This window comes from Thermosporothrix sp. COM3 (genome assembly GCF_059696735.1).
In genome coordinates, this window is record NZ_AP019376.1 from 582811 (window position 1) to 603293 (window position 20483).

The window sequence follows — 20483 nt, forward strand, 5'->3', positions numbered from 1 at the left end:
TTGTGACGAGGAAGGGCTTCTTTTCAGCATTCATATGAACGATTCCGCAGAGAACGAGGAGCCGTTATGCTCCCCAGGCCATCGGTAGGCGGAGCACGCGCAACCCGGCAGGACCAGCGCCAGAAGCGGTCTCAATGAGCTCAACGGGAACAATCCAGCGCCCCGGGAAGCGATCAAGCATCTCGCTGAGGGCGACCTTCACCCCCAGACGAGCCAGCGGCGCCCCCAGACAGGCATAGATCCCATGTCCAAAGGCAAGGTGCTGATTCAACGGGCGCTTGATGTCAAAGTCTTCGGGCTGCTGAAAGCGCTTCTTATCACGATTCGCGGTATCAATCCAGACAATAACCCGCTCGCCCGCGCTCAACTGCTGGCCACCAAGTATTGTATCAGCAGTTACAACACGAGAGACCGCATGCACTGATGGCATAAAGCGTAAGACCTCTTCAATGGCCGAAGGGATCAAGGCCGGGTTCTCGCGCAACGCTTCCAGCACTCCCGGATACCGCTCAAAGCACAGGACGACATTACACAGCAGCGTCTGGAGTGCATCATGCCCCACCGCCAGCAGCAGCGTGATGAACTCCAGAAGCTCCTGCTCATCATACCCATCGTTCAGCATCAGGCTGAGCAGGTCGTCCTGTGGCTGACGGCGCTTCTCGCGCACTATCTCATGGACAAGAGAGCGCATATGTTTCAGCTCGTGCGCCATCACTTCCTCGCCATCCCCCCGTTGCCAGGAGCCTGACGTCAGGACATACGCCCATCGTTCAAACGCGGCATGATAGCGAGCGGGAATCCCGAGCAATTCGGAAATAAGGAGGTCTGGTAACGGGTTCGCCAGCACCTGAATCAGCTCAATACGCCCGCTGGTGTAGTCAATACGATCAAAGAGGAGACGAGCGCTGGCAGTAATACGGGACTCTAGCTGCTCCAGCAACTCGGGAGTCAGGGCCTTCATGACACTCGTGCGTAAGCGTTGATATCGCTCAGGATCCCGCTTGAGTGTTTCAACAAAGCCAGGGAGCACCTGCGGGTACGCCTGCTGACCGGGCTCAAGCGCAAACAGTTCACGATCACCCAGGACACGCGCTACATCTTCATACGAAACGACATTCCAGGCCTGCAAGGTTGCATCAAAGAAAACGGTCTGCTCCAGATTACGGGACCACTCCACAGCCGAGAAGAGAAGATCCTTCTGGGTTCGTTGTATCAACTGCATGCTTTCTTTCTCTTTCTTCAGTATCTTCGTACTCATCTATTGAAACAGAAGACAGATACAATTTATTCTCTTGAACGAGAGAAAGGCCGCATTTTGGCAGGGTTTTCCTTCCTCTCGTTCGGCTTCCAGTCTGGTTTAAGGCAATTTTTTGTCATGCTAAAAAATGGAAGTGAATAGAACACATAGGAGAAGATAAGTTACCTTTTTGCGCGCTCGCAAGGTGGCAGAGAGCGAAAGGGGGGCGCTACCCGACGAGAGCAGAGGCAAAAACGAAAAGATCGGCAATAGAGCTGAATGTAATACCGGGCCAGCAGTAAGCTCATCCGTTGACCTTCTTCCTCGGGAGCATCAAGCGGAGTGCGGGCAGATGCCAGCATACTCCGACATGAGGACCCGCCAGACAATCACGAAGGGTAACAGCTCCGGGGAAAGAGCGCCTTGCCTACTCTTTCGGCTCGGCTCTGTCATCCGGTGGATTGCTGCTCTCGGACAGAATACTCAGCAGCTCTTTGCGCACATGTTCCAACAGAGAGCGCAAGCGCGGGAGCAGTTCCGGACGCATCATCACGCTACGACTGGTCATCCCGAAGAGGCGCATCACTTCGGCGGCCTCGTGCCCGAGATCACGCAGTTCATGCTTGAGTTGATGCTTTTGCGCCGCCACGCGTTTCCAGTTCATCTCCCAACGCGCCTCAGGGCCTTTCTGATGGCTTATCAGGAAATCTCGCCCGGCATCTGTAATGCTGTACACCTTGCGTCCATCGCTCTCACGAACGGAGACAAAGCCACGATCTTCGAGCATCTGTAATGTCGGATACACCGAACCGGCGCTAGGCACATAGAAGCCGCCCGACTTCTCTTCCAGCTCTTTCATCATCTCGTAGCCGTGCATTGAGCGCTCCTGTAGCAGTTCCAGCAGCGCAAATTTGAGGTCGCCGCGTCCGAAGAAACGTCGCCCGTGATGCGGGTTGAATGGGCCTTCCTGGCCAAAGGGGCCTTCAGGGCCAAACGGGCCCTCAGGACCGAAGATGTTGCGCCGCATACGCATCTCATGATGATGATGCCGCCGCTGTTCGTGACCGTGACCTCTTCGTTGCCACTCGTGTGTCTGAGGGCCAGTAAAGCCGAAGGCGAAGCGTCTGTTGAATCGTCCACCAAACATAAGGGTATAACTCCTTTCCTGCAAACCGATATATCGTTATATCGTTATCGATAGTGTAAACGATATATCGGTTTCTGTCAAGGGTTATTCACTTGTTCTTTTGGCGTACGTAAAAATTAGTGGGTGAAGCCAAAATGGGCGGCGCCAATCAGGCCCACCTCAGAGGTGAGGATGACCTGCACGGGGATCTGGGCGAGCAAGCCAGAGAAGCGACCTTTGTGCTTGAACGCTTCCATAAAGGTAGATTCCTTCATAAAAGGGAGGATGTGGCAGGGTACGCCGCCTCCGATATAGATGCCGCCGGTTGCCAGCACTTTGAGTGCCATATTCCCGGCCTCGGCACCCAGAATCGAGACAAACATGCGCACAGTCTCCACGCAGAGTTGCACGGCTTTGTCAGCCTGCGCGGCCTGCACGATCACAGGGGTACGATCTTTCGCGGAGGCCAGAGCTTCGGTCAGCCAGCTCGGCTCTTCATAGCGACCGGTTGATTTCAAATAATCGTAGATATTGGGAAGGCCAATCCCGGAACAGACCATTTCAAAGCTCACATGCGGTAATTTCTGCATCAGGAAACGCAGGAGCTCAAGCTGTTCCGGCGTGATCGGGGCAAAGGACGCATGCCCGCCCTCGGTAGCATGGGAACGATAGCCGCCGTCTTCATAGGTCAGAAATGCCTCGCCCAGGCCAGTTCCAGGGGCAACCACGCCAAGCGTTCCATGCTCAACAGGCGTGCCCTCGTTCAGGCAATAGAGCTCATCCTGATGCAGCAGTGGCACGCCCGCCGCGATTGCTTCAAGATCGTTCAGCAGAAAGACATGAGGAATTTGTAACTCTTTCTCCAATTCGTCTGCATCAATACTCCACGGCAGATTTGTGATATTCGCCTTGTTATGTAAGACCGGACCCGCAACGCCAAAGCAGGCAGCAGTAAAAGTATAATCGCCACCTACCTGCTTCAGAAAGTCACGTACCAGTTCAGCCATACTGGAATACTGGTTACACCGCAGCTTCATCTGGGCAACTGGCGTTCGTAATGTGTCGGGAGAGGCAAAAATAGCGAGGTTCGCCTTTGTACCGCCTATATCACCGGCAAGCAGCATATTTTATTCTCCATCTTACTCAAATAGTCTCAGGTTATGGTAAATGAGCTAACCTATAATGACTAGATGATATCATATATTTTTCACTTTTCGGTAGCATATCCGGGAAGGCCCGGCAGTCAACAAGCCCGATCAAGTCGCGCATCTCTTCAGTCCTCTTCTTCATCTCGGTGTGACATTTCCCCGGGCTCCACGATGTATAAGCGAGATCTCAGAAATGGACAATTGAAATGCAGCAACAAAGTCAGCGTATTCACATGGACATCTATACAGAGCTGTACCAGCTTCATGCACCGGCCCTTTTCGCCTATCTGCTGAAACGGCTGCAATCGCGGGACGACGCCGAAGACGTGTTATATGAAGCCTTTCTGGCTGCCCTTGAGCATCCCCATTTCAGTAAGCTCGATGTGCAAAGACAGCGTGCATGGCTCTGGCGTGTAGCCCAAAATAAGATGATCGATCAGCATCGCCGTAACAGCCGTCACCCAAAAGTAGCATTGGGCGCTATTGGTGATAGCCTCTTTGAGGACGAAAATGACGGGCCAGAGTATCAGCTTCTTAAACAGGAAGAATATGCATTTCTGCATTCATCGCTAGAGAAGCTCCCATCTGTGCAGCAAGAAGTACTCCGTCTTCGCTTCGGGCATAGTCTCAGTTGCGAAGAGATAGCAAAAATATTAGGTAAAAGCAGCGGAGCGATTCGGATGATTCTTACCCGCACCATGAAGAACCTGCGCTCTATCTATAAAAGAACCAGAGGAGATAAAATGTATGATGCATGAAAAGGACACTTTTTCTCCTGATATAATAGACGAACAGACAGACCGTGCATCTGCTTCCTTTGTCTCCGAAGATGATGCGCGCCTGGTTCAGTCGCTCTATAGCTTCTATCAGCCGCTCTCGAAGAAGAATCAGCGCTCGCTGGAGCACGTCCAGAAGCGCCTGAAAAGGGCTCTCGCCACCCATCAAACTGCCGCGCAAGACGACAGTGACGATATGATGTTCTCGCTCCCAAAAGCGCAACCAAAGAAGGCCAGAAGAACGTATCTCCGTACATTCAGCCTGCTTGCTGCTGTGCTTCTGGTCGCGCTTCTGGTCGGGAGCATGGCCTATCTGTTCTCCAAAATCAACCGCAGCGGCCTGGGAGGCCCGCGGAATAGCTACACCATTACCTTTGACAGCGCCTGTAATCCACAGCAAAATACGCCCAAAGAGCCAAACACGCCGGGGCTCTATATGATCAGCTTTGATACCGGGCAGACCGCTGTGCTTGAGCGACGCGACCCGAACACTCATCAACTGCTCTGGTCTCGGAACCTCGCGCCCTATACGGTGTCACCAGTCAACCCGTTCACCGTCGCCGGGCATCTTATCTATGTCAGTGCCTATACCAGCGGCTCGAACAGGCTGACCGATAATGTGTTGCTGACCATCAACGCGGAGAGCGGCGAAGTGCTCGGGAAAACCACTTTCGGGAGCTCCTCGTTCCCGCTGCCACAGGGCTCATCCGAACAGAGGAGCAGTGACTATGATACCGGCTTTCTGAGCGGGCCCGTCTATGCTGATGGCAAGATCTTTGTCGGGCAGCGCAACGGCAAATTTTATGCTGTAGACGCGAAAACAGGCCAGAAGTGCTGGGAATACAACTCGCAGACGATCGCCTATAGCATTGTCAAGCAGAACGATATCAATGAAGGCAGCGGTCTTGACGCAAACCGGCCTTTTGTCCAGAACGGCGTGGTCTATGCCAGCATCTACAATACGGTGTTCGCGCTCGATAGCAAGACCGGTCGCGAGCTCTGGTATCAGCAGATTGATGAGACCCAGTACTACGATGCGCCATTGCTGATCAACGGCAAGCTCTATCTGAAATCAACGCATACCAGCGTGCACCATTTAGCGCCCGATCTTCCAAGCTACATTTATGCGCTTGATCCGCGTGATGGCCAAACGCTCTGGTCTCAACAGATCAGTCAGCCCATCTATCAGAATATCACGATTGCCAACGACACAGTGTATGCCAGCACGTATGACGGATCACTTATCACGCTGAACGCCAAAAGCGGCCAGCTCGGCTGGACGAAGCAACTTTCCGAGCAAGCATACCTGGATACGCCGCTTGTCACTACAGATACCATTTATATCGTCAGCACCCCGGCAGGAACCGCGAGCAGTACGATGAACACCATCTTTGCGTTGAATCGCACGGATGGTCGGATTAAATGGCAGCATCCGTTCCAGGGGGGCGGCTCCATCGGGCTGGACAAGAACGCGGTTCTGGTCGCCACGCCGCCGGGCTCGCTTGTAGCACTGCAAGCCGCAAACGGTGATACCCTCTGGACAGTGACAGGCAACAAGCAGACTGCAACAGATACACAGTCGATACCTCTCCTTCTCGTCGTCAAATAAGCCCGGGAGAAGGGGCCTTACGCCTCTTCTCCTCTTGCTCTACGTACTCAGGGATGCTCAAGATTTGCTCAAAATTGTGTGCTTTCTTCCTGACAGGGGCTATTTCTCTTGACTTCTGCTGCCGATATGAGCTATAGTAGTCAGGGAGTGAGAAAAAGACCCTCGCTCCGTTACATTGAAACGCACACCAGGAGAAAACATGTATGGACGGTGACAGTAGTAGACGTCCTGACGAACCTTACCCTAGTACTGGTGCTGGCGATGAAACAAGGATAAGTGAAAATCACTGCGAGAGCGGCGCTAGAAGATAAGCCGCTTTCTCAATGCCTCGATAGATCCTCACTTACCCGCACTTCTCGCCTGGTACCAGCCAACACAACAATATATGGCGAGAAGTGTGAGGGATTATCCTCAATTGTGCCCTGCGCTCTTTTCTGAGCAGAACGCGTTCTGTTGAACGTGCAGCCCTTTGCGGCTTGCGTTGTTTTCCCTCATCTTCCACCAATCCCGGGCATCGTTGCGCCCTTTGCAGTGACGCATAGCATGACATCTATGTTTCTGTTCTATGTGCCTGTTTATCCAACGTGCGCGAAAAACCCGATTATGCTTGAACTCTTTTATTCTGTCAGGGAGGTAAACAACGTATGGGCTCGGCTCCACAGCAGAAAATACAGCAATCTTTGGCCTGCCTTTCAGGCGTTCAGCGGCGGCTCGCTTTGACGCGGTATTCTCTATCCGAGCAGACTAATGAGGCGGAGCGCAAGCGCATCCCCGAACCCGATAGCGCTCGCACGGGCACGCTGGGCCGCGAAACTGGCAAACTCAAGTCACGTTGACTGACAGGTGCCGGGGTCTGATTGCCAGAGAGATCACTTGTTTGTAAGCATACATCGAAACAGATCAATACTCGGATCCCGGCAGCTTCTTCCTTTTCACGCCTTCTCATGACTTTTTCCAGGTGCATGAGTGGCTCTTTTATGCCCGAAAAGATAGGCAATACCTGAAAACTGGTTTTGCCCTGTCTCACTATTCTCTACACCTCAGAGTGAGCTAAAATACTATTTTATCGATCGAACACGGGTGCAATACAACAGTATGACCTGTCGAAAGGAGGTACAAACTATGATGCGCTTTATCCTACCTGCGGCAGGCTCGCTGAAGCCAAAACGCTACTTTTCACGCTGGGATTTCGTGATTATTCCGCTGTTTATGGTGCTTCTAGCGCTGCTTACCATTGCCTTCAAGGGCGCATCTCGGCCCTTCGATGAGCACACACCAGATCTTATGGTCAGCCTTGATCCCGTGCATCTGCCTTATTATGGGCTACGCACCATTTTTCGGATGCTCATTGCGGTACTCTGTAGCCTGCTGTTCACCTTTCTTTACGCCACCGTCGCGGCGAAATCGCGCAAGGCGGAAAAGGTGCTGATCCCGATTCTCGATTTCTTGCAGTCGTTGCCAATTCTTGGCTTTCTGACGGTCACGACCACCATTTTTCTGGGTCTTTTTCATGGGAATATGCTTGGTCTGGAAGCGGCCAGTATCTTCGCCATTTTTACCTCTCAGGTCTGGAATATGACCTTTAGCTTTTATCATTCGCTCGTGACCGTGCCGAAAGAACTGAAAGAGGCGGCGGCGGTCCTGCGGCTGTCGGCATGGCAGAAATTCTGGAAGCTGGAAGTGCCCTTCTCGATGCAGGGCTTGATCTGGAACACGATGATGTCCGTTTCGGGGGGCTGGTTCTTTGTGGTGGCCTCGGAGGTCATCAGCGTCGTGGGGCGCGATCATAGCCAGTATCTACCGGGGCTTGGCTCCTATATCGCGCTGGCAATTGATCGCGGGAACATCCCTGCAATGGCCTATGCGGCGCTCGCGCTGCTGCTGCTGGTGCTGCTGTATGATCAGCTTGCCTTCCGGCCTATCGTTGCCTGGTCCGACAAGTTCAAATTCGAGCAGTCGGGCGCGCAGGAAAAGCCCGGCTCCTGGATGCTGACACTGATCCAGCGCTCACGTTTCCTGCACACTCTGGCGAGGTTTCCGGCAACACTCTTTGAGCGCGTGACACTCTCTACTGGTCGCGGGGACCGGCCCGGCAAGCCGCTTGAGCAGCCAGCGACCACGCGAAGAAGTGCCCGCTGGACAGACGCTCTCTGGAATGGCGCGATTCTGCTTGGTTTTGTGGCGTTTGCCTGGATGCTTGCGCACTATATGCTTGGTCCATCGCTTGGTTTCGCGAACGGGCGGCTGCTGCAACCCAATCCCAACCTGAACACCGGGATGACACCCGAGGTTGCCCGACAGTTTCAGCAGGCCGGCGTCACAGTCGGCCAGGATCAGACCGTGTACCTGTCAAACGTGTGCGCAGCAAGCAAGCAGGGAACACAGATCTCACCCGCGCTGAACACGGCGCTGCATGCATCCGGCGTCGCGACGCCCGCTAACCTGCAAGTCCGCTGCGCCGCGGCCATGACAGAGCCCGGACAGGTTGCGATTGCGGAGATTGGAGAGGCGATCGGGCTCGGCCTGCTGACCATGCTGCGTGTCGCGGTCATGATTGTCATCGCGGCGCTGATCTGGGTGCCCGTTGGAGTCTGGATCGGTCTGCGCCCGCGCCTCGCCCAGTCGATTCAGCCACTGGCGCAGTTCCTGGCGGCATTCCCGGCGAACCTGCTGTTCCCGCTGGCTGTTGTGTTGATCGCGCATTTCTCGCTCAACCCTGAAATCTGGCTCTCGCCGCTGATCGTGCTTGGTACACAGTGGTACATCCTGTTCAATGTGATCGCGGGAACGCTCAGCATTCCCAATGATCTGAAAGAATCCGCCCGCGTCATGGGGTTACGCCCCTGGGGCTGGCTCTGGTGGAAGAAGCTTATCATTCCGGGTGTCTTCCCCTCCTTTGTCACCGGAGGTATTACGGCCTCTGGCGGCTCCTGGAACGCCTCCATTGTTGCAGAGGTGGTGTCCTGGGGATCGACCACGCTGGTAGCAACCGGCCTCGGAGCCTTTATTGCTCGATGGAGTACCGGCGAATTCAACCCGCATGTAGCGCTCGGCATGCTGATTATGGGACTGCTCGTGCTCACCTTTAATCGGCTGCTCTGGCGGCGTCTCTATCGACTGGCCGAAGAGCGTTTCAGCCTGGCATAGGCTCCACTAGCGAAAAATAGAGAAAGGTGCAAGGAGGATATCTCCCATGAAAACACTGATCAAAGAGCTTACAAAGCAGAATACAGCGCGAAACGCGGGCGCTCCTCTTCTCAAAGCAAGCAACCTGACAAAATCGTTTAAAACGCCCGAGGGTCAGGATCTGCACGTCCTCGAAAATATCAACCTGACCCTGCATGAGGGTGAGATTGTGGCGCTGCTCGGTCGCTCGGGGTCCGGAAAGTCCACGCTGCTCCGCTCACTCATCGGGCTGATTACGCCCACCACTGGCAGTGTGACCTATCGCAACCGTCCGGTTGTTGGTCCGATGCCGGGCATGGCAATGGTTTTTCAGACATTCGCCCTCTTCCCCTGGCTGACGGTACAGCAGAACGTTGAACTCGGGCTGGAAACTATGGGTGTTCCAGCGGCTGAACGCGCTCGTCGAGCCCTGGAAGCCATCGACATTATTGGCCTTGATGGCTTTGAGTCGGCCTACCCGAAGGAGCTGTCGGGCGGTATGCGGCAGCGAGTCGGCTTTGCGCGGGCCCTCGTCACCAATCCCGACATCCTCTTTATGGATGAGCCGTTCAGTGCGCTGGATGTGCTGACCGCCGAGCGCCTGCGGAGCGAGCTCCTGGAGCTCTGGCAGAAGCAGCGTATCTCCATGCGCTCTCTGCTGATCGTCACGCATAACATCGAGGAAGCAGTCATTATGGCGGATCGCATTGTTGTCCTGAGCGCCAACCCCGGGCGCATCCGCGCCGAGATTCCGGTGACGTTGCCGCGACCGCGCAACCGCGAACAGCCAGAGTTCCGCGAGCTGGTCGAGCACATCTATACGATTATGACGACGCCAGAGAAGCCGACCGCCACGCCGCTGGCCGGAGCAGATCGCACCTCGATCGCCTACCGGTTGCCGGGCGCTTCTATCGAGCAGCTTGGGAGCCTGCTTGAATTGCTGGCAAAAGAGACCCACAAGGGCCGCGCCGATCTGCCGTATCTGGCTTCGTCGATGCAACTGGAAGTTGACGACCTGTTCCCGCTGACCGACGCTGCCGAGCTGCTTGGCTTTGCCCGGGTCGAGGAGGGCGATATCATCCTGTTGCCAACCGGCCAGGCATTCGCGCGCGGCGACACCGAGGAACAGAAGCAGATCTTTGCCAGCCAGCTTATCGCACATGTGCCGCTGGTCACTCATATTCAGTCTGTGCTGCACACTCGGCCCGATCACCGCGCACCAGAAGAGCGCTTCCTGCGTGAACTGGAAGACTTTATGAGCAGCGAGGACGCCGAAACCCTGCTCTCAACCGCGATCGACTGGGGGCGCTATGCGGAGCTCTTCGCCTATGACTACAATGCAGGCGTGCTTTCGCTGGAAAGCGAGCAGCCTCAAGCGTAATGAGAAAGAGCAGTGAGAACGTTTGCCCGTTGTCACTGCTCCCTTTTTGCTGGCGCTGCGAAGCTTATGGCTTGCCAATCGTGAAGGTGATCGCGTCGGGTGAGCTCGGAAGATGCAACCCGAAACCACTCACATGTATCAGGCCCTCTTTCACCCCATACTTCTTTTTGAGGATCGATAGCGCCTCATCCTGCGACTTTCCAGCTATATCTTTCGCGGCCTGCTTCTGCACCTCGCTAAACTGATAAATCCAGAGATCAGCGGTGGAGACAGTCAACCATCCTTTGTTACTGATAATGGAACCTGTGATTTTCGGTTCAAATGCCTTCGACAGGCTGTAATGCGGACCATACTGCTGCTGCACCTTGTCCTGCATATGGTGCAGCATTGCCGCTGTGACCTCCTCCCTGTCATAGGCGACCTGGGAACAGACAAGGGTACCGCTCACCGTCACCGAGGAGGCCGGATCGCCAGCTTTATGGTTATTCTGAAACTTTCGCTCACAGGAAGGGCTATCCAGCAGCACTTCACCGGGGCGCACTTGCTTCTGTATGCTCGCTTCTGCTTCCTTTTGCAGCTTATCCTGAAGCGCGTTTTCCGCGTTGCTGACATCCGCTTCCTGAATAATTGGTCCATCATAGGGATCTTTGCCGCCAGTAAACGCCTCGGGATTCTCGATATAGACAGTGATGTTTTCGCCCGTTATTTCATAGAGGCCCGAAATGGTATAGGGAGCAATATTCCCGACCGTGCCCGCCTTTGTTACTCTCGCATTCACCGTTGTTGAGCCAATAGAGCTCAGGAGGATATCGGCATCAGTCCTGACCGTCAACCCATTATCCAGGTTGATGATAAGATAGGTGTTGAACAATATCCGGGGAATACTGGCGTTCGAGAGCACCAGCTTCCCGTGCACCGCTGTCCCGTCTAAATGTCCATTCCTGCTCGCCTTCACCGTTTGCGCCTGTTTGGAAGATGTGACGCGGAGCAAGCGACCTTTGAAGTGCTGCTGTGCAATATTGCTCTGGTTCGTCAGTTGATAGGGGCCCAGAGACTCCGTTACCTGGTGCGAGATTGGCGTTATCTTGATCGATGCACTGCTTGCCGGTAAGATGTTGTGCAAGAGGATGCCGAGCAACGCGAGCACAATCACCGCGACCAGAGCAAGGCACCCGATACGCAACCCCTTGCGAGGCTTCGCACTGGTTGTGTATGGCGGTGGCGTGGGAAATTGCAGCGGCTCAGGCGCCTGCCGGATTGTCGGCGCTTCCTCACGCTGAAATACCTCTTCTTCAGGCGCCTGCCGGATCGTCGGCTCCTCTTCCTCGGGCTCCTCGATTGGTGGCGGCTGGCTGGATACGACATCTTTACGAGCGATACGGATCGTCGGCGCTTCCGCTATAGCAGACGGGATATCGAGTGCCTTCAATAGATCTTCTATAGTAGAAAATCGTCGCTCGGGCTGCGGGTCACGCGCTTTCAGCAATGCCTGCTGAATCGCCACGGGAATGGAAGCCTCGAACACGAGCGGCTCCGTCGGTTGCTTTCCGGTTACCAACTCGTACGCGACTCCGGCAAGTGCATAGATATCTCCCTGCCTGCTGTATGCCTGCTCCGTTGGCGTATAAGGCCGACTGAGCGTGGTATCAGCCGGCTCAAACGGCAGGTACCCGGCAAGCCGAGCCGTGCTGTCACCCATCAATAGAATGGCCTCGGGGGTCAGGCACCCATGCACCAACCCCTGCTGATGAAGTGCATCCAACGCATGGCCGACCGCTCCAATGATAGCGCGCATCTCGTCTATCGAGAAGGGCTGACCGGAGGCAAGCAAGCGCAAACGGGCAGTCTCTCCGCGCGCCACCTCCTCATGAAGCACCATAAATGGCGAATCTGCATCCATGCCACAGTCAAGAACGGAAAGTAGTGACGGGTGCTGCACTTCCGTCAGTTTGTGCCCTCGATCCAGAAAGGCATGACGTTCTTGCGCACTCGAAAAGTGGACCTCGGGCCAGAGCTTGAGTGCCCGGATGTCTCCCTGCTGCTCAATGAGAAACGTCCAGTTTGAGAGAGGTTGCGAAGCAGTCGGCGAAACAAAGATAATTCGATTTGTCCCTATCGTGTCACCAATATCTTTCATCTTTCACCGTTCTTCTTTCCTTCCACCTCTTCCATAGAAGAGATGATGATACAGAATAAGACAGAAATGATTACAGTGAAAAGTACAGAAACGTCTTTCCCTCCTGTTTCTCTTCAGTATAGCATTTCTCTCCTTTTCTTTCATATGATCTATCTCACATTCTTCTTCTTTGTACTGCTGAGCTTCAGCTTTCACGCTGATTTTCTATCTATGATCGTTGCACTTACGCTTGAATGATGCCGAAAAGCGGGCTTTCCTTGAGGAAATCTGTGTTAGCCGAGCAATCACACGGCCCCGGGGGCAGTCCCCCACAACCGAAACGCATATCTCTTCGTGCAAGAACTAAGAAGAACCAGGATTAGAAAAGCGAGGAAAAAGAATGGCAAACACAACCTATGATGCTATTATCATCGGCTCTGGCCAGGGAGGCGGACCCATCGCGACCGACCTGGCGCAGGCCGGCCACAAGACAGCACTCATAGAACGGGAGCATGTCGGCGGAACCTGTGTCAATGTTGGCTGTACCCCGACAAAAACGATGATTGCCAGCGCCCGGGCCGCCTATGTGGTCAAGCGAGCTGCCGATTTTGGCGTGCATACCGGACCGGTCAATGTCGATATGCGCCGCGTTCGGCAGCGCAAGCGCGATATTGTCACCAGCTATCGTCAGAGCAGCGAGCAGCGCACCGAACAGATCCAGAACCTCGATCTCCTGCGCGGAGAAGCCTCCTTCAGCGGACCCAAAACACTGACCGTCCGCTTCACCAATGGTGAAACCCGCCAGTTGACCGCCAACACAATTATTATTGATACCGGCGATAGCCCCGCCATCCCCCCGATCGATGGTCTGGATACAGTTCCATACCTGGACTCAACCTCCATCATGGAGCTGGACAGCGTGCCCGAACACCTTGTCGTAGTCGGAGCGGGCTATGTCGCGCTGGAATTCGCCCAGATGTTCCGCCGCTTTGGCAGTCAGGTCACGATCCTGCAACGGGGCCCGCAGATCCTCTCGAAAGAAGATGAGGATATCGCCAGCGAGATGGCAAAGATCTTGCAGGAAGATGGGATCACTATTCGCACAGGAACCAGCCCTACCCATGTGCAGAAGGCCGCCGAGAACACTATTCACATCACTGTCAAAAGCGAGAAGGGCGAGGAGACGCTGACCGCCTCACACCTCCTGCTCGCCACCGGACGCAGGCCAAATACCAGACATCTCAACCTTGAGGCGGCGGGCATCAAGACGGATCAGAAGGGCTATGTTCAGGTCAATGAGCGCCTGGAAACCAATGTCACGGGTGTGTATGCAATCGGCGATGTGAAGGGAGGGCCGGCCTTTACCCATATCTCCTATGACGATTATCGCATCTTACGCGCCAACCTGTTGCACCACGGCAGCGCCACTACCCGGGGCCGCCTCGTGCCGTATACGATCTTCACCGATCCCCAGTTAGGGCGCGTGGGGCTGAGCGAGAAAGAGGCAAAAGCGCAGAACATCACCTACCGCGTGGCCCGACTCCCGATGAGCTCCGTTTCTCGTGCACTGGAAGTAGATGAACCCAGAGGTGTAATGAAGGCGCTTATTGATCCTGAAAGCAAGCAGATCCTGGGTTGCGCTATACTGGGAATCGATGGCGGGGAAATCATGAGCATGATCGAGATAGCAATGATGGGAAAGCTTCCCTACACCGCGCTGAAAGATGGCGTATTCACGCATCCGACGCTGGCTGAGTCGCTGAACTCGCTCTTCACTTCTATCGAGTAGACGTTTGCTTCTATACCGCTTCTTCTTTGCCCGAGGAAGCGGTATAGCTCCTCTGTTTCTTCAGCGTACCACAGAAATACTTCCTGTACTCTTCCTCAAAAAATGAAACTATAGAAAGAATCTCCCACTTCCTTTTCTTCAGAGAAAACCGGTCTCAAAACAGGAGAAAATCGTTTCGCAGATAATCAAAAAAATTCAAGGAATAGGGCTATCTCTTTGCGCCTTCGAGGACAAGGAGACACAATTGAATTCTTCAATGCTTTCCTGTATAATATGCCGCAAAGCAGCTCGGCATTGTTTCAGCAAAACAGGAAGCTATGACAAGCGCTCTTTGCTGCACGCACGAGCAGAAAAAAGGAGAAAGCACCGACGATGGGGGTCAGAAAGAGGTGCCTTTCCTCAGAAAAGGGAAGATGAGGAATATGATATCTCCTCGTTTCTCTGTGTTGGTCTGAGAGCCGTTTCTTTTGCCCTCTCTTCCCATACACCGCCGCATTGGGGCCATACGATGAGTCTACTGTATATCAAGCAAGCGTCCAATGACTGGAACAATGCGGCACAGAACCGCGCTGATCTCTGGCCCGGATTATAGAGCATTGATGGAATTATGATACAGTAAAACTGAAGTTCGTCTCCGGTGAGGCATCCTCACCCGATTTCAGGAACAGGCAAACAATGAATGAAGCACAAATAGAGGAATGGTATGTTCACGTGTTTAAATCCTTACGAGCGCCACTCGTTCCCGGGACTTCCCGCCGACAGACTGGTCTGCGAAGCGCCCGGATGCGGCTTCCTTCTCGCGGGAGCGCCCATCGGCCAGTGGAGCGTGACTTCACTGCTCAAATCTTCCCGGCGCATGGACCTGTATCTCGCGACAGTCGCGGTTCCCGGAACACGAAGCGTCAGAGACAGGGTTGTGATTCGCGTCTTGCGACAGATAAACTCCACCATCTTCCTGCGTTCAAAGCTGCTTCAGACCCTCTATCACGCCCACATTCACCCGATCTTACGCGCTGATAAAATTGGCCGGGGTGATCTGCTGGCGCTTATTTCGCCGTGCGAGGAAAATGGCTCGCTCGCGGCCTACCTGGAAAAGCGGTCGCGCCTCTCTTTCCAGGCGGTCGGAGGCATTATTCACCAGATCGCGGAGGCGCTGCACCTTGCGCATGGCGTCCGCATCGTCCACGGGCATCTCAAGCCGGAGAACTGCCTGCTTGTCGCGCCCGGCAAACTCCAGGTCTGCGATTTCTACTATTCGTTTGTAGGCAGCGAGAATCCCGCTGTACCCGATCCGTACACCGCTCCGGAGCAGCTTGCGGGCAGAGCCGAGGCGGCCTCGGATCAGTTTGCCCTCGCTTCACTGGCATATCTGTTGCTGAGACAGCGCGTGCTGCCGCCGTCCTCTGGATACCTTGGAGGCGAGTATCAGCCGCTCATTTCGCCCATGCATCCCCTTGATCTGACCCTGAGACGCGCCCGCAGCGGACAGATAGCCGAGCGCTTCCCCGATATCCGCACCTTTGACCTCGCCTTTCGGGCTGCCCTCGAAAGCGTGCTCAGAACCGGGCAAACGGGCGAATTCAGCCCCGCACGCTCCCAGACGCTCACGAGCTGGAGTGATCCCGGGCGCATCTCCGCCCTTGCCGCACCGCCACCACCCGAGACGATCATCAGGCCACAGCAATATTCTCCCTCACCGAGCAATCTTGCATCGGGGAAGCTTGCCAGCGTGCCGCCTATCGAGCTGCCGGAGCGTCCACCAGAACCGGTGGAGCAGTTTGTCACGCCATCTGTTCCCGAGACGGCCTTTCCCCGGGGAGCAACACAACTCTATCAATTCACCGGCCATACCGCCGCGATTCTCTCGTTGAGCTGGTCGCCCGATGGGCAATATCTCGCCTCTGGCGCACAGGATGGACAGATTCGGCTCTGGTCGGTCCAGCAGGACAGCGGGCGCTATCTTGGCATCTTGCAGGGGCACAAGGGCAAGGTACAGGGGCTCTGCTGGCTGCCCGATGGTAAGCATATCGCTACTGTATCCAGCGACGAGGCCGTACGCATCTGGGATATCACCTCGGGAGGTCATCCTGAGAGCACATGGAAAGGCCACGAGGGCGGCTCAACGACGATGGACCCGACCACCGATGGCGCGATGCTGGCAACCGGGGGACGTGATGGCGTGGTGCGCGTCTGGGATCGCACAGGACAGGTCATCACCCGGCGACTGGTACACCGTGATAAGGGTGTACAGGCGGTCGCGTGGTCGCCCAATCAGGAGCTGCTGGCAACCGGGGGCGCAGATTGTTTTATCTCCGTCTGGGATGCCTCGTTAAATCGGCAGTTCGCCTACTGGCCCGCACACTATGACGAGGTTCGCGCTCTGACGTGGAGCCCGAACGGTCGCTATCTGGCAAGCTACGGCGGGAAAAAGGATAACCGCATCTGCATCTGGGAGGCGCAGAGTGGCAAGCTGCTTGTCGCGATTGAGGACCACCGGCGTGAGGTGATCGGCATCCTCTGGAGCAGCGATTCAAACTGGCTGGTAAGCGCCGCAACAGATGGCTCTATCCGCTTCTGGCGTACCGATGAGGTGGAGATGAAGCAACAGGTCATGCAGATTCTGCCATCTTCGGCGCTCAATGGCTCGCCACTGCTGATGACTGGTTCGGCCTCGCAGCGCCGGCTGGCCCTCGCGACCAAACAACGAAATATCGCCATTTTCCAGATCGGTCAGCAGTAAAAAACGAGAAGCTGAGCAAACGCTTCAGCCTCTCGTTTCCAGTGGCAGATCAATACTTATTGATATGCTGAGACATCAGCACAGGGTTTCGCGTTGGTGATATAGATGTTGGCCCAGTCCTCAGGTGGGATAAAGCTTTGCGCATTATCCACAATCCCGGTCACACACGGCTTTCGCACCATGCTATCGGCGTCCTGATACACCGGAATCCAGACGACGTCATTCACCAGCGCCTGTTCAGCCTGATGGTACTGTTGCATGCGCTGTTCTTCGTTCTGGTTTGCATCTGCCTGTTCCATCAGCTTTTGATTCTCCTGTTGTTCCTGTGCCATCGGAGAATTGTTCTGCCCGTAGTTCATCGCGTTCTTGGGCGATCCCTTACCGAACAGCAGTGTCAACCAGTTCTGCGGGTCGGGATAGTCCGCGCCCCATGTCAACTGCCACATCTGCATTCCATCAGGGTTATTGACGGTTCGATTACGCTCGGTCAGCAGCTTGTTGTAGTCTACGTCATCCAGCTTGATGTTCACCCCAAGCACCTGACTCCACATCTGCTGGACGGCAGAGGCCTCGTTCCTGATATCAGCGGAGCCGCGCGAGGCGAACGTCAGCGTGATCTGGGGAAAGTCTGCCCGGGTCATGTTCGACTCCTTCAGGCCCTCTTCAAACAGCTTCTTCGCCAGCGCTGGATCACCTTTGGTCGTTTTGACGCCCTGTGGCCCGGTCAGATTCTCGTTATAACCCGGCATATTGGCTGGTACGATATGGTTGGTCGGGATCACCGCTCCCTTGTAGACACTGTTGGCAATCGAATCCTTGTCAATCGCCAGATCAAACGCCTGACGGACCTTGAGGTTATCGAATGGCTTGACGAGGTAGTTCATCGTATAATAGCCAACAGTCAACTGAGGGATATTGAGAAACTGATTATTCGGAAGCTTCTTTGCTTGCTCAATCTGCTGTGAAGGCACATTTAAGGCCCAGTGAAGCTGGTTACTCTGATAAGCACGGTAGGCAGTATCTTCCTTCTGATAGAAGACCAGCACCACCTTCTTCAACTGGGGCTTCTTCCCGTAGTAGTTGGGGTTCGGCACAAACTCGATTTGCTTGCCACGCACATATTTTGATACTTTGAACGGTCCTGCGCCGCCGATTCCTTCGCTCAGGTGTTCGGCAAAGTTATCGCCATACTTCTCAATCATTGAGCGCTGGACGACAAATGAGGTCTGATAGGTCAGCGTTTGCAGGAAATAGGCCGCCTTCTTCTCAGCTTGCAACACAACCGTTTGATCATCCGGCGTCAGGATAGAATGACCGATCAGCGTGGGAATTTTGCCATCAAAGCGCTTCTGTGAGTCCTTGATGAGGCCAAGATAGACCGTCGAGACGGCTGACTTCAATTCCGGTTTGAGAGCTCGATCAATACTGTAGGCCACATCCTTTGAAGTCAGCGGAGTACCATCGCTAAACTTCAGGTTCGGGCGCAGCTTAAAGGTCCAGGTGAGGCCGTCTGCTGAGACAGAGTGGCTTTCGGCAAGCTGATCAACGACTTCAAGCTTGTTGTTCAGTTGCACCAGGCCGGTAAAGACCAGATTGACGGCGCGAATTGAGGCCTGTTCTGTCACCAGGGCGGGGTCAAATGATTGCAGTTCTGTCCGCCCACCGATGGGAATCGTTAGAATCTGCTGATCGTCGGAGGCTTTCCCTCCCGATTGCGTTGAGGAGCTGCCGCCGCCACAAGCCGCAAGCAACAGCATAAGCAGGAGTAAACTGATTGAAAGCACAGATTTTGAGCGCATATATTGATCCTCCGAATTTACGAAGCTCACGTGAAAAGGGAAAACGAATACATAACCTCCTTCCTACCCGAGAAAAAGATAAAGTTTTAGTGTATTACGTCATACGCCTTGAAAAACTCACACTCCGCAGAAACGTCGTCATCTCTCCACCTTGAGCACCAGCCTGAGGCGCTTTTTCTCTTAACTCATCCATTGTCTTGCTGTCAGTATATATCTATTTCCTCCATTGCTGAGATAACCGCCCACATGAGAACCATAGAATGAATACAACATCTACTATGTGTGGTTTGTAGAAATACCAGCGCTACTATTCTTTCCTTCCAGAAAGGAACTTCAAAAATGAAAGCAATCGAGCTATATCGCTATCAGCGAACAACAGCGCTTGCCCAACACCGGGGCGGCGCTGGTATGCTCAAAACGACGATGACCGAACACCGATCAACGCCGCAAACCAGCGCGAGAAGGTGAAAGAGCTCGCAAAGTGGTGCGGAGGTGCTTAGAAGACTGAAGATAGAGACCGACAAACTGGTGCTTGAAGGCTTCTAGAAGCTATGGAGCGAGGGCCAGCGAATGCTTCTGGCCCTCATGATCAGATCACCGCACCGCGACCGACTCAAGGTGCGTCAGCTTCAGGCTTTCCTCCCATAGGCGCTCTTGCAGCACGCGATCATAGGAGACCAGCGCTGACTTCTTCGGCACGCCCTTGATGAAGTATTTGCCAGTAACGCCCTCAACCTCAGGAGAGGTCGCAAGATAGAGCGTGGTTCTGGCTCCCTCGTCGGGCTTGCTCCCAAGCAGTGGCAGGAGCAGCCCTGCAAGCGCCTTCAGTGCAGGACTGAGATCCTGCTGACCGATGTTTGTCGCGACAAACCCGGGATGCAGGCAGTTGACCGTAACCCCGGTTCCTTCCAGCCTGCGAGCCAGTGCATAGGTAAACAGGATCAGCGCCAGCTTCGATTGGCTGTACGCTCGCGGAAAACTGTAACGCCCCGTTTTCAACTGAAGATCAAACAGATCAATTGTGCCCGAAGATTGCATATCAGACGAAACATTGATAATACGCGCAGGAGCGCTTTCTTTGATCTTATCCAGAAGTAAGTTTGTCAGCAGAAACGGAGCCAGATAATTCACGGCCAGCGTCTCTTCTATGCCGTCCTCCGTCTCCTGCCGTGAAAAGTTACTAATACCGGCATTATTAATGAGTATATGAAGATGCGTATATCGATCTTTGAAGTGGGCCACGAACTGGCGAATAGACTCCTGAGAGGCAAGGTCAACCTGCATGAGGTCAACGTGCGGATTCCCGCTGTGCGCCTGAATCTCATTCTGTGCCGCTGCCCCTCGCGCCAGATCCCGGCATGCCATGACGACGTGGGCGCCTCTGTGAGCCAGCCCGAGTGCCGTCGCCTTGCCAATACCGGAGCTTGCCCCGGTCACCAGACAGACTTTTCCCTGTAACGGTCTGGATGCCAACATTATACGATATCCTTTCTTTGTCTTTTTTCAGTGTCCTTTCTTTCTCCCTTACAACTACATATCCCCATCATACCTTTTTTGCTGGCAAAAGAGAAGAGGGCCGGCCCAACAGGCCGCACCC

At 54.5% G+C, this 20483-nt stretch carries 14 protein-coding genes; 8 read left to right on the top strand and 6 right to left on the bottom strand.

What is annotated here, in order from left to right; genetic code table 11:
- Window positions 1-64: 64 nt before the first annotated feature.
- From KTH_RS02590 to glk, 3 genes are all read right to left on the bottom strand, one after another.
- Window positions 65-1222, bottom strand: coding sequence for a cytochrome P450 (locus KTH_RS02590; protein ID WP_497616248.1), 1158 nt, complete (start codon window positions 1220-1222; stop codon window positions 65-67).
- A 442-nt stretch (window positions 1223-1664) separates the two neighbouring features.
- Window positions 1665-2384: a PadR family transcriptional regulator gene (locus tag KTH_RS02595; protein WP_497616250.1), complete on the bottom strand. Its 720-nt coding sequence runs from the start codon at window positions 2382-2384 to the stop codon at window positions 1665-1667.
- Window positions 2385-2500: 116 nt separating this feature from the next.
- The gene (glk, locus tag KTH_RS02600; RefSeq protein ID WP_497616252.1) at window positions 2501-3487 is read right to left on the bottom strand and encodes a glucokinase; all 987 of its coding nucleotides are present in this window, start codon (window positions 3485-3487) and stop codon (window positions 2501-2503) included.
- A 257-nt stretch (window positions 3488-3744) separates the two neighbouring features.
- Here glk and KTH_RS02605 point away from each other — a divergent pair, with 257 nt between their 5' ends.
- From KTH_RS02605 to KTH_RS02625, 5 genes are all read left to right on the top strand, one after another.
- The gene (locus KTH_RS02605) at window positions 3745-4269 is read left to right on the top strand and encodes an RNA polymerase sigma factor (protein ID WP_211326163.1); all 525 of its coding nucleotides are present in this window, start codon (window positions 3745-3747) and stop codon (window positions 4267-4269) included.
- Window positions 4259-5896: an outer membrane protein assembly factor BamB family protein gene (locus KTH_RS02610; RefSeq protein ID WP_497616254.1), complete on the top strand. Its 1638-nt coding sequence runs from the start codon at window positions 4259-4261 to the stop codon at window positions 5894-5896. The genes KTH_RS02605 and KTH_RS02610 overlap by 11 nt, the downstream gene beginning before the upstream one ends.
- 644 nt (window positions 5897-6540) lie before the next feature.
- On the top strand, window positions 6541-6732 hold the full coding sequence (locus KTH_RS02615; RefSeq protein WP_497616256.1) for a hypothetical protein: 192 nt from the start codon (window positions 6541-6543) through the stop codon (window positions 6730-6732).
- A gap of 289 nt (window positions 6733-7021) precedes the next feature.
- Window positions 7022-9043, top strand: coding sequence for an ABC transporter permease (locus KTH_RS02620; protein WP_497623176.1), 2022 nt, complete (start codon window positions 7022-7024; stop codon window positions 9041-9043).
- A gap of 46 nt (window positions 9044-9089) precedes the next feature.
- On the top strand, window positions 9090-10442 hold the full coding sequence (locus tag KTH_RS02625) for an ABC transporter ATP-binding protein (RefSeq protein WP_497616258.1): 1353 nt from the start codon (window positions 9090-9092) through the stop codon (window positions 10440-10442).
- Between the two features lie 64 nt (window positions 10443-10506).
- Here KTH_RS02625 and KTH_RS02630 read toward each other — a convergent pair whose 3' ends face one another.
- Window positions 10507-12579, bottom strand: a complete 2073-nt coding sequence (locus KTH_RS02630; protein WP_497616260.1) for a serine/threonine protein kinase — start codon at window positions 12577-12579, stop codon at window positions 10507-10509.
- 379 nt (window positions 12580-12958) lie between these two features.
- On the opposite strand from KTH_RS02630, the gene KTH_RS02635 reads away from it, so the two are divergent.
- Together KTH_RS02635 and KTH_RS02640 are read left to right on the top strand one after the other, a co-directional pair.
- Entirely contained in the window at window positions 12959-14347 is a 1389-nt protein-coding gene (locus KTH_RS02635) for a mercuric reductase (protein ID WP_497616261.1), read from the top strand.
- Window positions 14348-15050: 703 nt separating this feature from the next.
- Window positions 15051-17087, top strand: a complete 2037-nt coding sequence (locus tag KTH_RS02640; RefSeq protein ID WP_497616262.1) for a WD40 domain-containing protein — start codon at window positions 15051-15053, stop codon at window positions 17085-17087.
- A gap of 56 nt (window positions 17088-17143) precedes the next feature.
- On the opposite strand, the gene KTH_RS02645 is transcribed toward KTH_RS02640, so the two are convergent.
- Window positions 17144-18886, bottom strand: a complete 1743-nt coding sequence (locus KTH_RS02645) for a peptide ABC transporter substrate-binding protein (RefSeq protein WP_497616264.1) — start codon at window positions 18884-18886, stop codon at window positions 17144-17146.
- A gap of 339 nt (window positions 18887-19225) precedes the next feature.
- On the opposite strand from KTH_RS02645, the gene KTH_RS02650 reads away from it, so the two are divergent.
- On the top strand, window positions 19226-19354 hold the full coding sequence (locus KTH_RS02650) for a hypothetical protein (RefSeq protein ID WP_497616266.1): 129 nt from the start codon (window positions 19226-19228) through the stop codon (window positions 19352-19354).
- Window positions 19355-19480: 126 nt separating this feature from the next.
- On the opposite strand, the gene KTH_RS02655 is transcribed toward KTH_RS02650, so the two are convergent.
- Window positions 19481-20362 (bottom strand): SDR family oxidoreductase, encoded by an 882-nt coding sequence (locus tag KTH_RS02655; protein WP_497616268.1) that lies wholly within the window; start codon window positions 20360-20362, stop codon window positions 19481-19483.
- Between the last annotated feature and the right edge of the window lie 121 nt (window positions 20363-20483).

Excerpts from the sequence above, each read along its gene's own strand:
- KTH_RS02630 (WP_497616260.1), bottom strand. The coding sequence starts at position 12,579 with ATGAAAGATATTGGTGACACGATAGGGACAAATCGAATTATCTTTGTT.
- KTH_RS02610 (WP_497616254.1), top strand. The coding sequence starts at position 4,259 with ATGATGCATGAAAAGGACACTTTTTCTCCTGATATAATAGACGAACAG.
- KTH_RS02625 (WP_497616258.1), top strand. The coding sequence starts at position 9,090 with ATGAAAACACTGATCAAAGAGCTTACAAAGCAGAATACAGCGCGAAAC.
- KTH_RS02590 (WP_497616248.1), bottom strand. The coding sequence starts at position 1,222 with ATGCAGTTGATACAACGAACCCAGAAGGATCTTCTCTTCTCGGCTGTG.
- KTH_RS02640 (WP_497616262.1), top strand. The coding sequence starts at position 15,051 with ATGTTCACGTGTTTAAATCCTTACGAGCGCCACTCGTTCCCGGGACTT.
- KTH_RS02620 (WP_497623176.1), top strand. The coding sequence starts at position 7,022 with ATGCGCTTTATCCTACCTGCGGCAGGCTCGCTGAAGCCAAAACGCTAC.
- KTH_RS02605 (WP_211326163.1), top strand. The coding sequence starts at position 3,745 with ATGGACATCTATACAGAGCTGTACCAGCTTCATGCACCGGCCCTTTTC.
- KTH_RS02635 (WP_497616261.1), top strand. The coding sequence starts at position 12,959 with ATGGCAAACACAACCTATGATGCTATTATCATCGGCTCTGGCCAGGGA.
- KTH_RS02655 (WP_497616268.1), bottom strand. The coding sequence starts at position 20,362 with ATGTTGGCATCCAGACCGTTACAGGGAAAAGTCTGTCTGGTGACCGGG.
- KTH_RS02645 (WP_497616264.1), bottom strand. The coding sequence starts at position 18,886 with ATGCGCTCAAAATCTGTGCTTTCAATCAGTTTACTCCTGCTTATGCTG.
- KTH_RS02615 (WP_497616256.1), top strand. The coding sequence starts at position 6,541 with ATGGGCTCGGCTCCACAGCAGAAAATACAGCAATCTTTGGCCTGCCTT.
- glk (WP_497616252.1), bottom strand. The coding sequence starts at position 3,487 with ATGCTGCTTGCCGGTGATATAGGCGGTACAAAGGCGAACCTCGCTATT.
- KTH_RS02595 (WP_497616250.1), bottom strand. The coding sequence starts at position 2,384 with ATGTTTGGTGGACGATTCAACAGACGCTTCGCCTTCGGCTTTACTGGC.
- KTH_RS02650 (WP_497616266.1), top strand. The coding sequence starts at position 19,226 with ATGAAAGCAATCGAGCTATATCGCTATCAGCGAACAACAGCGCTTGCC.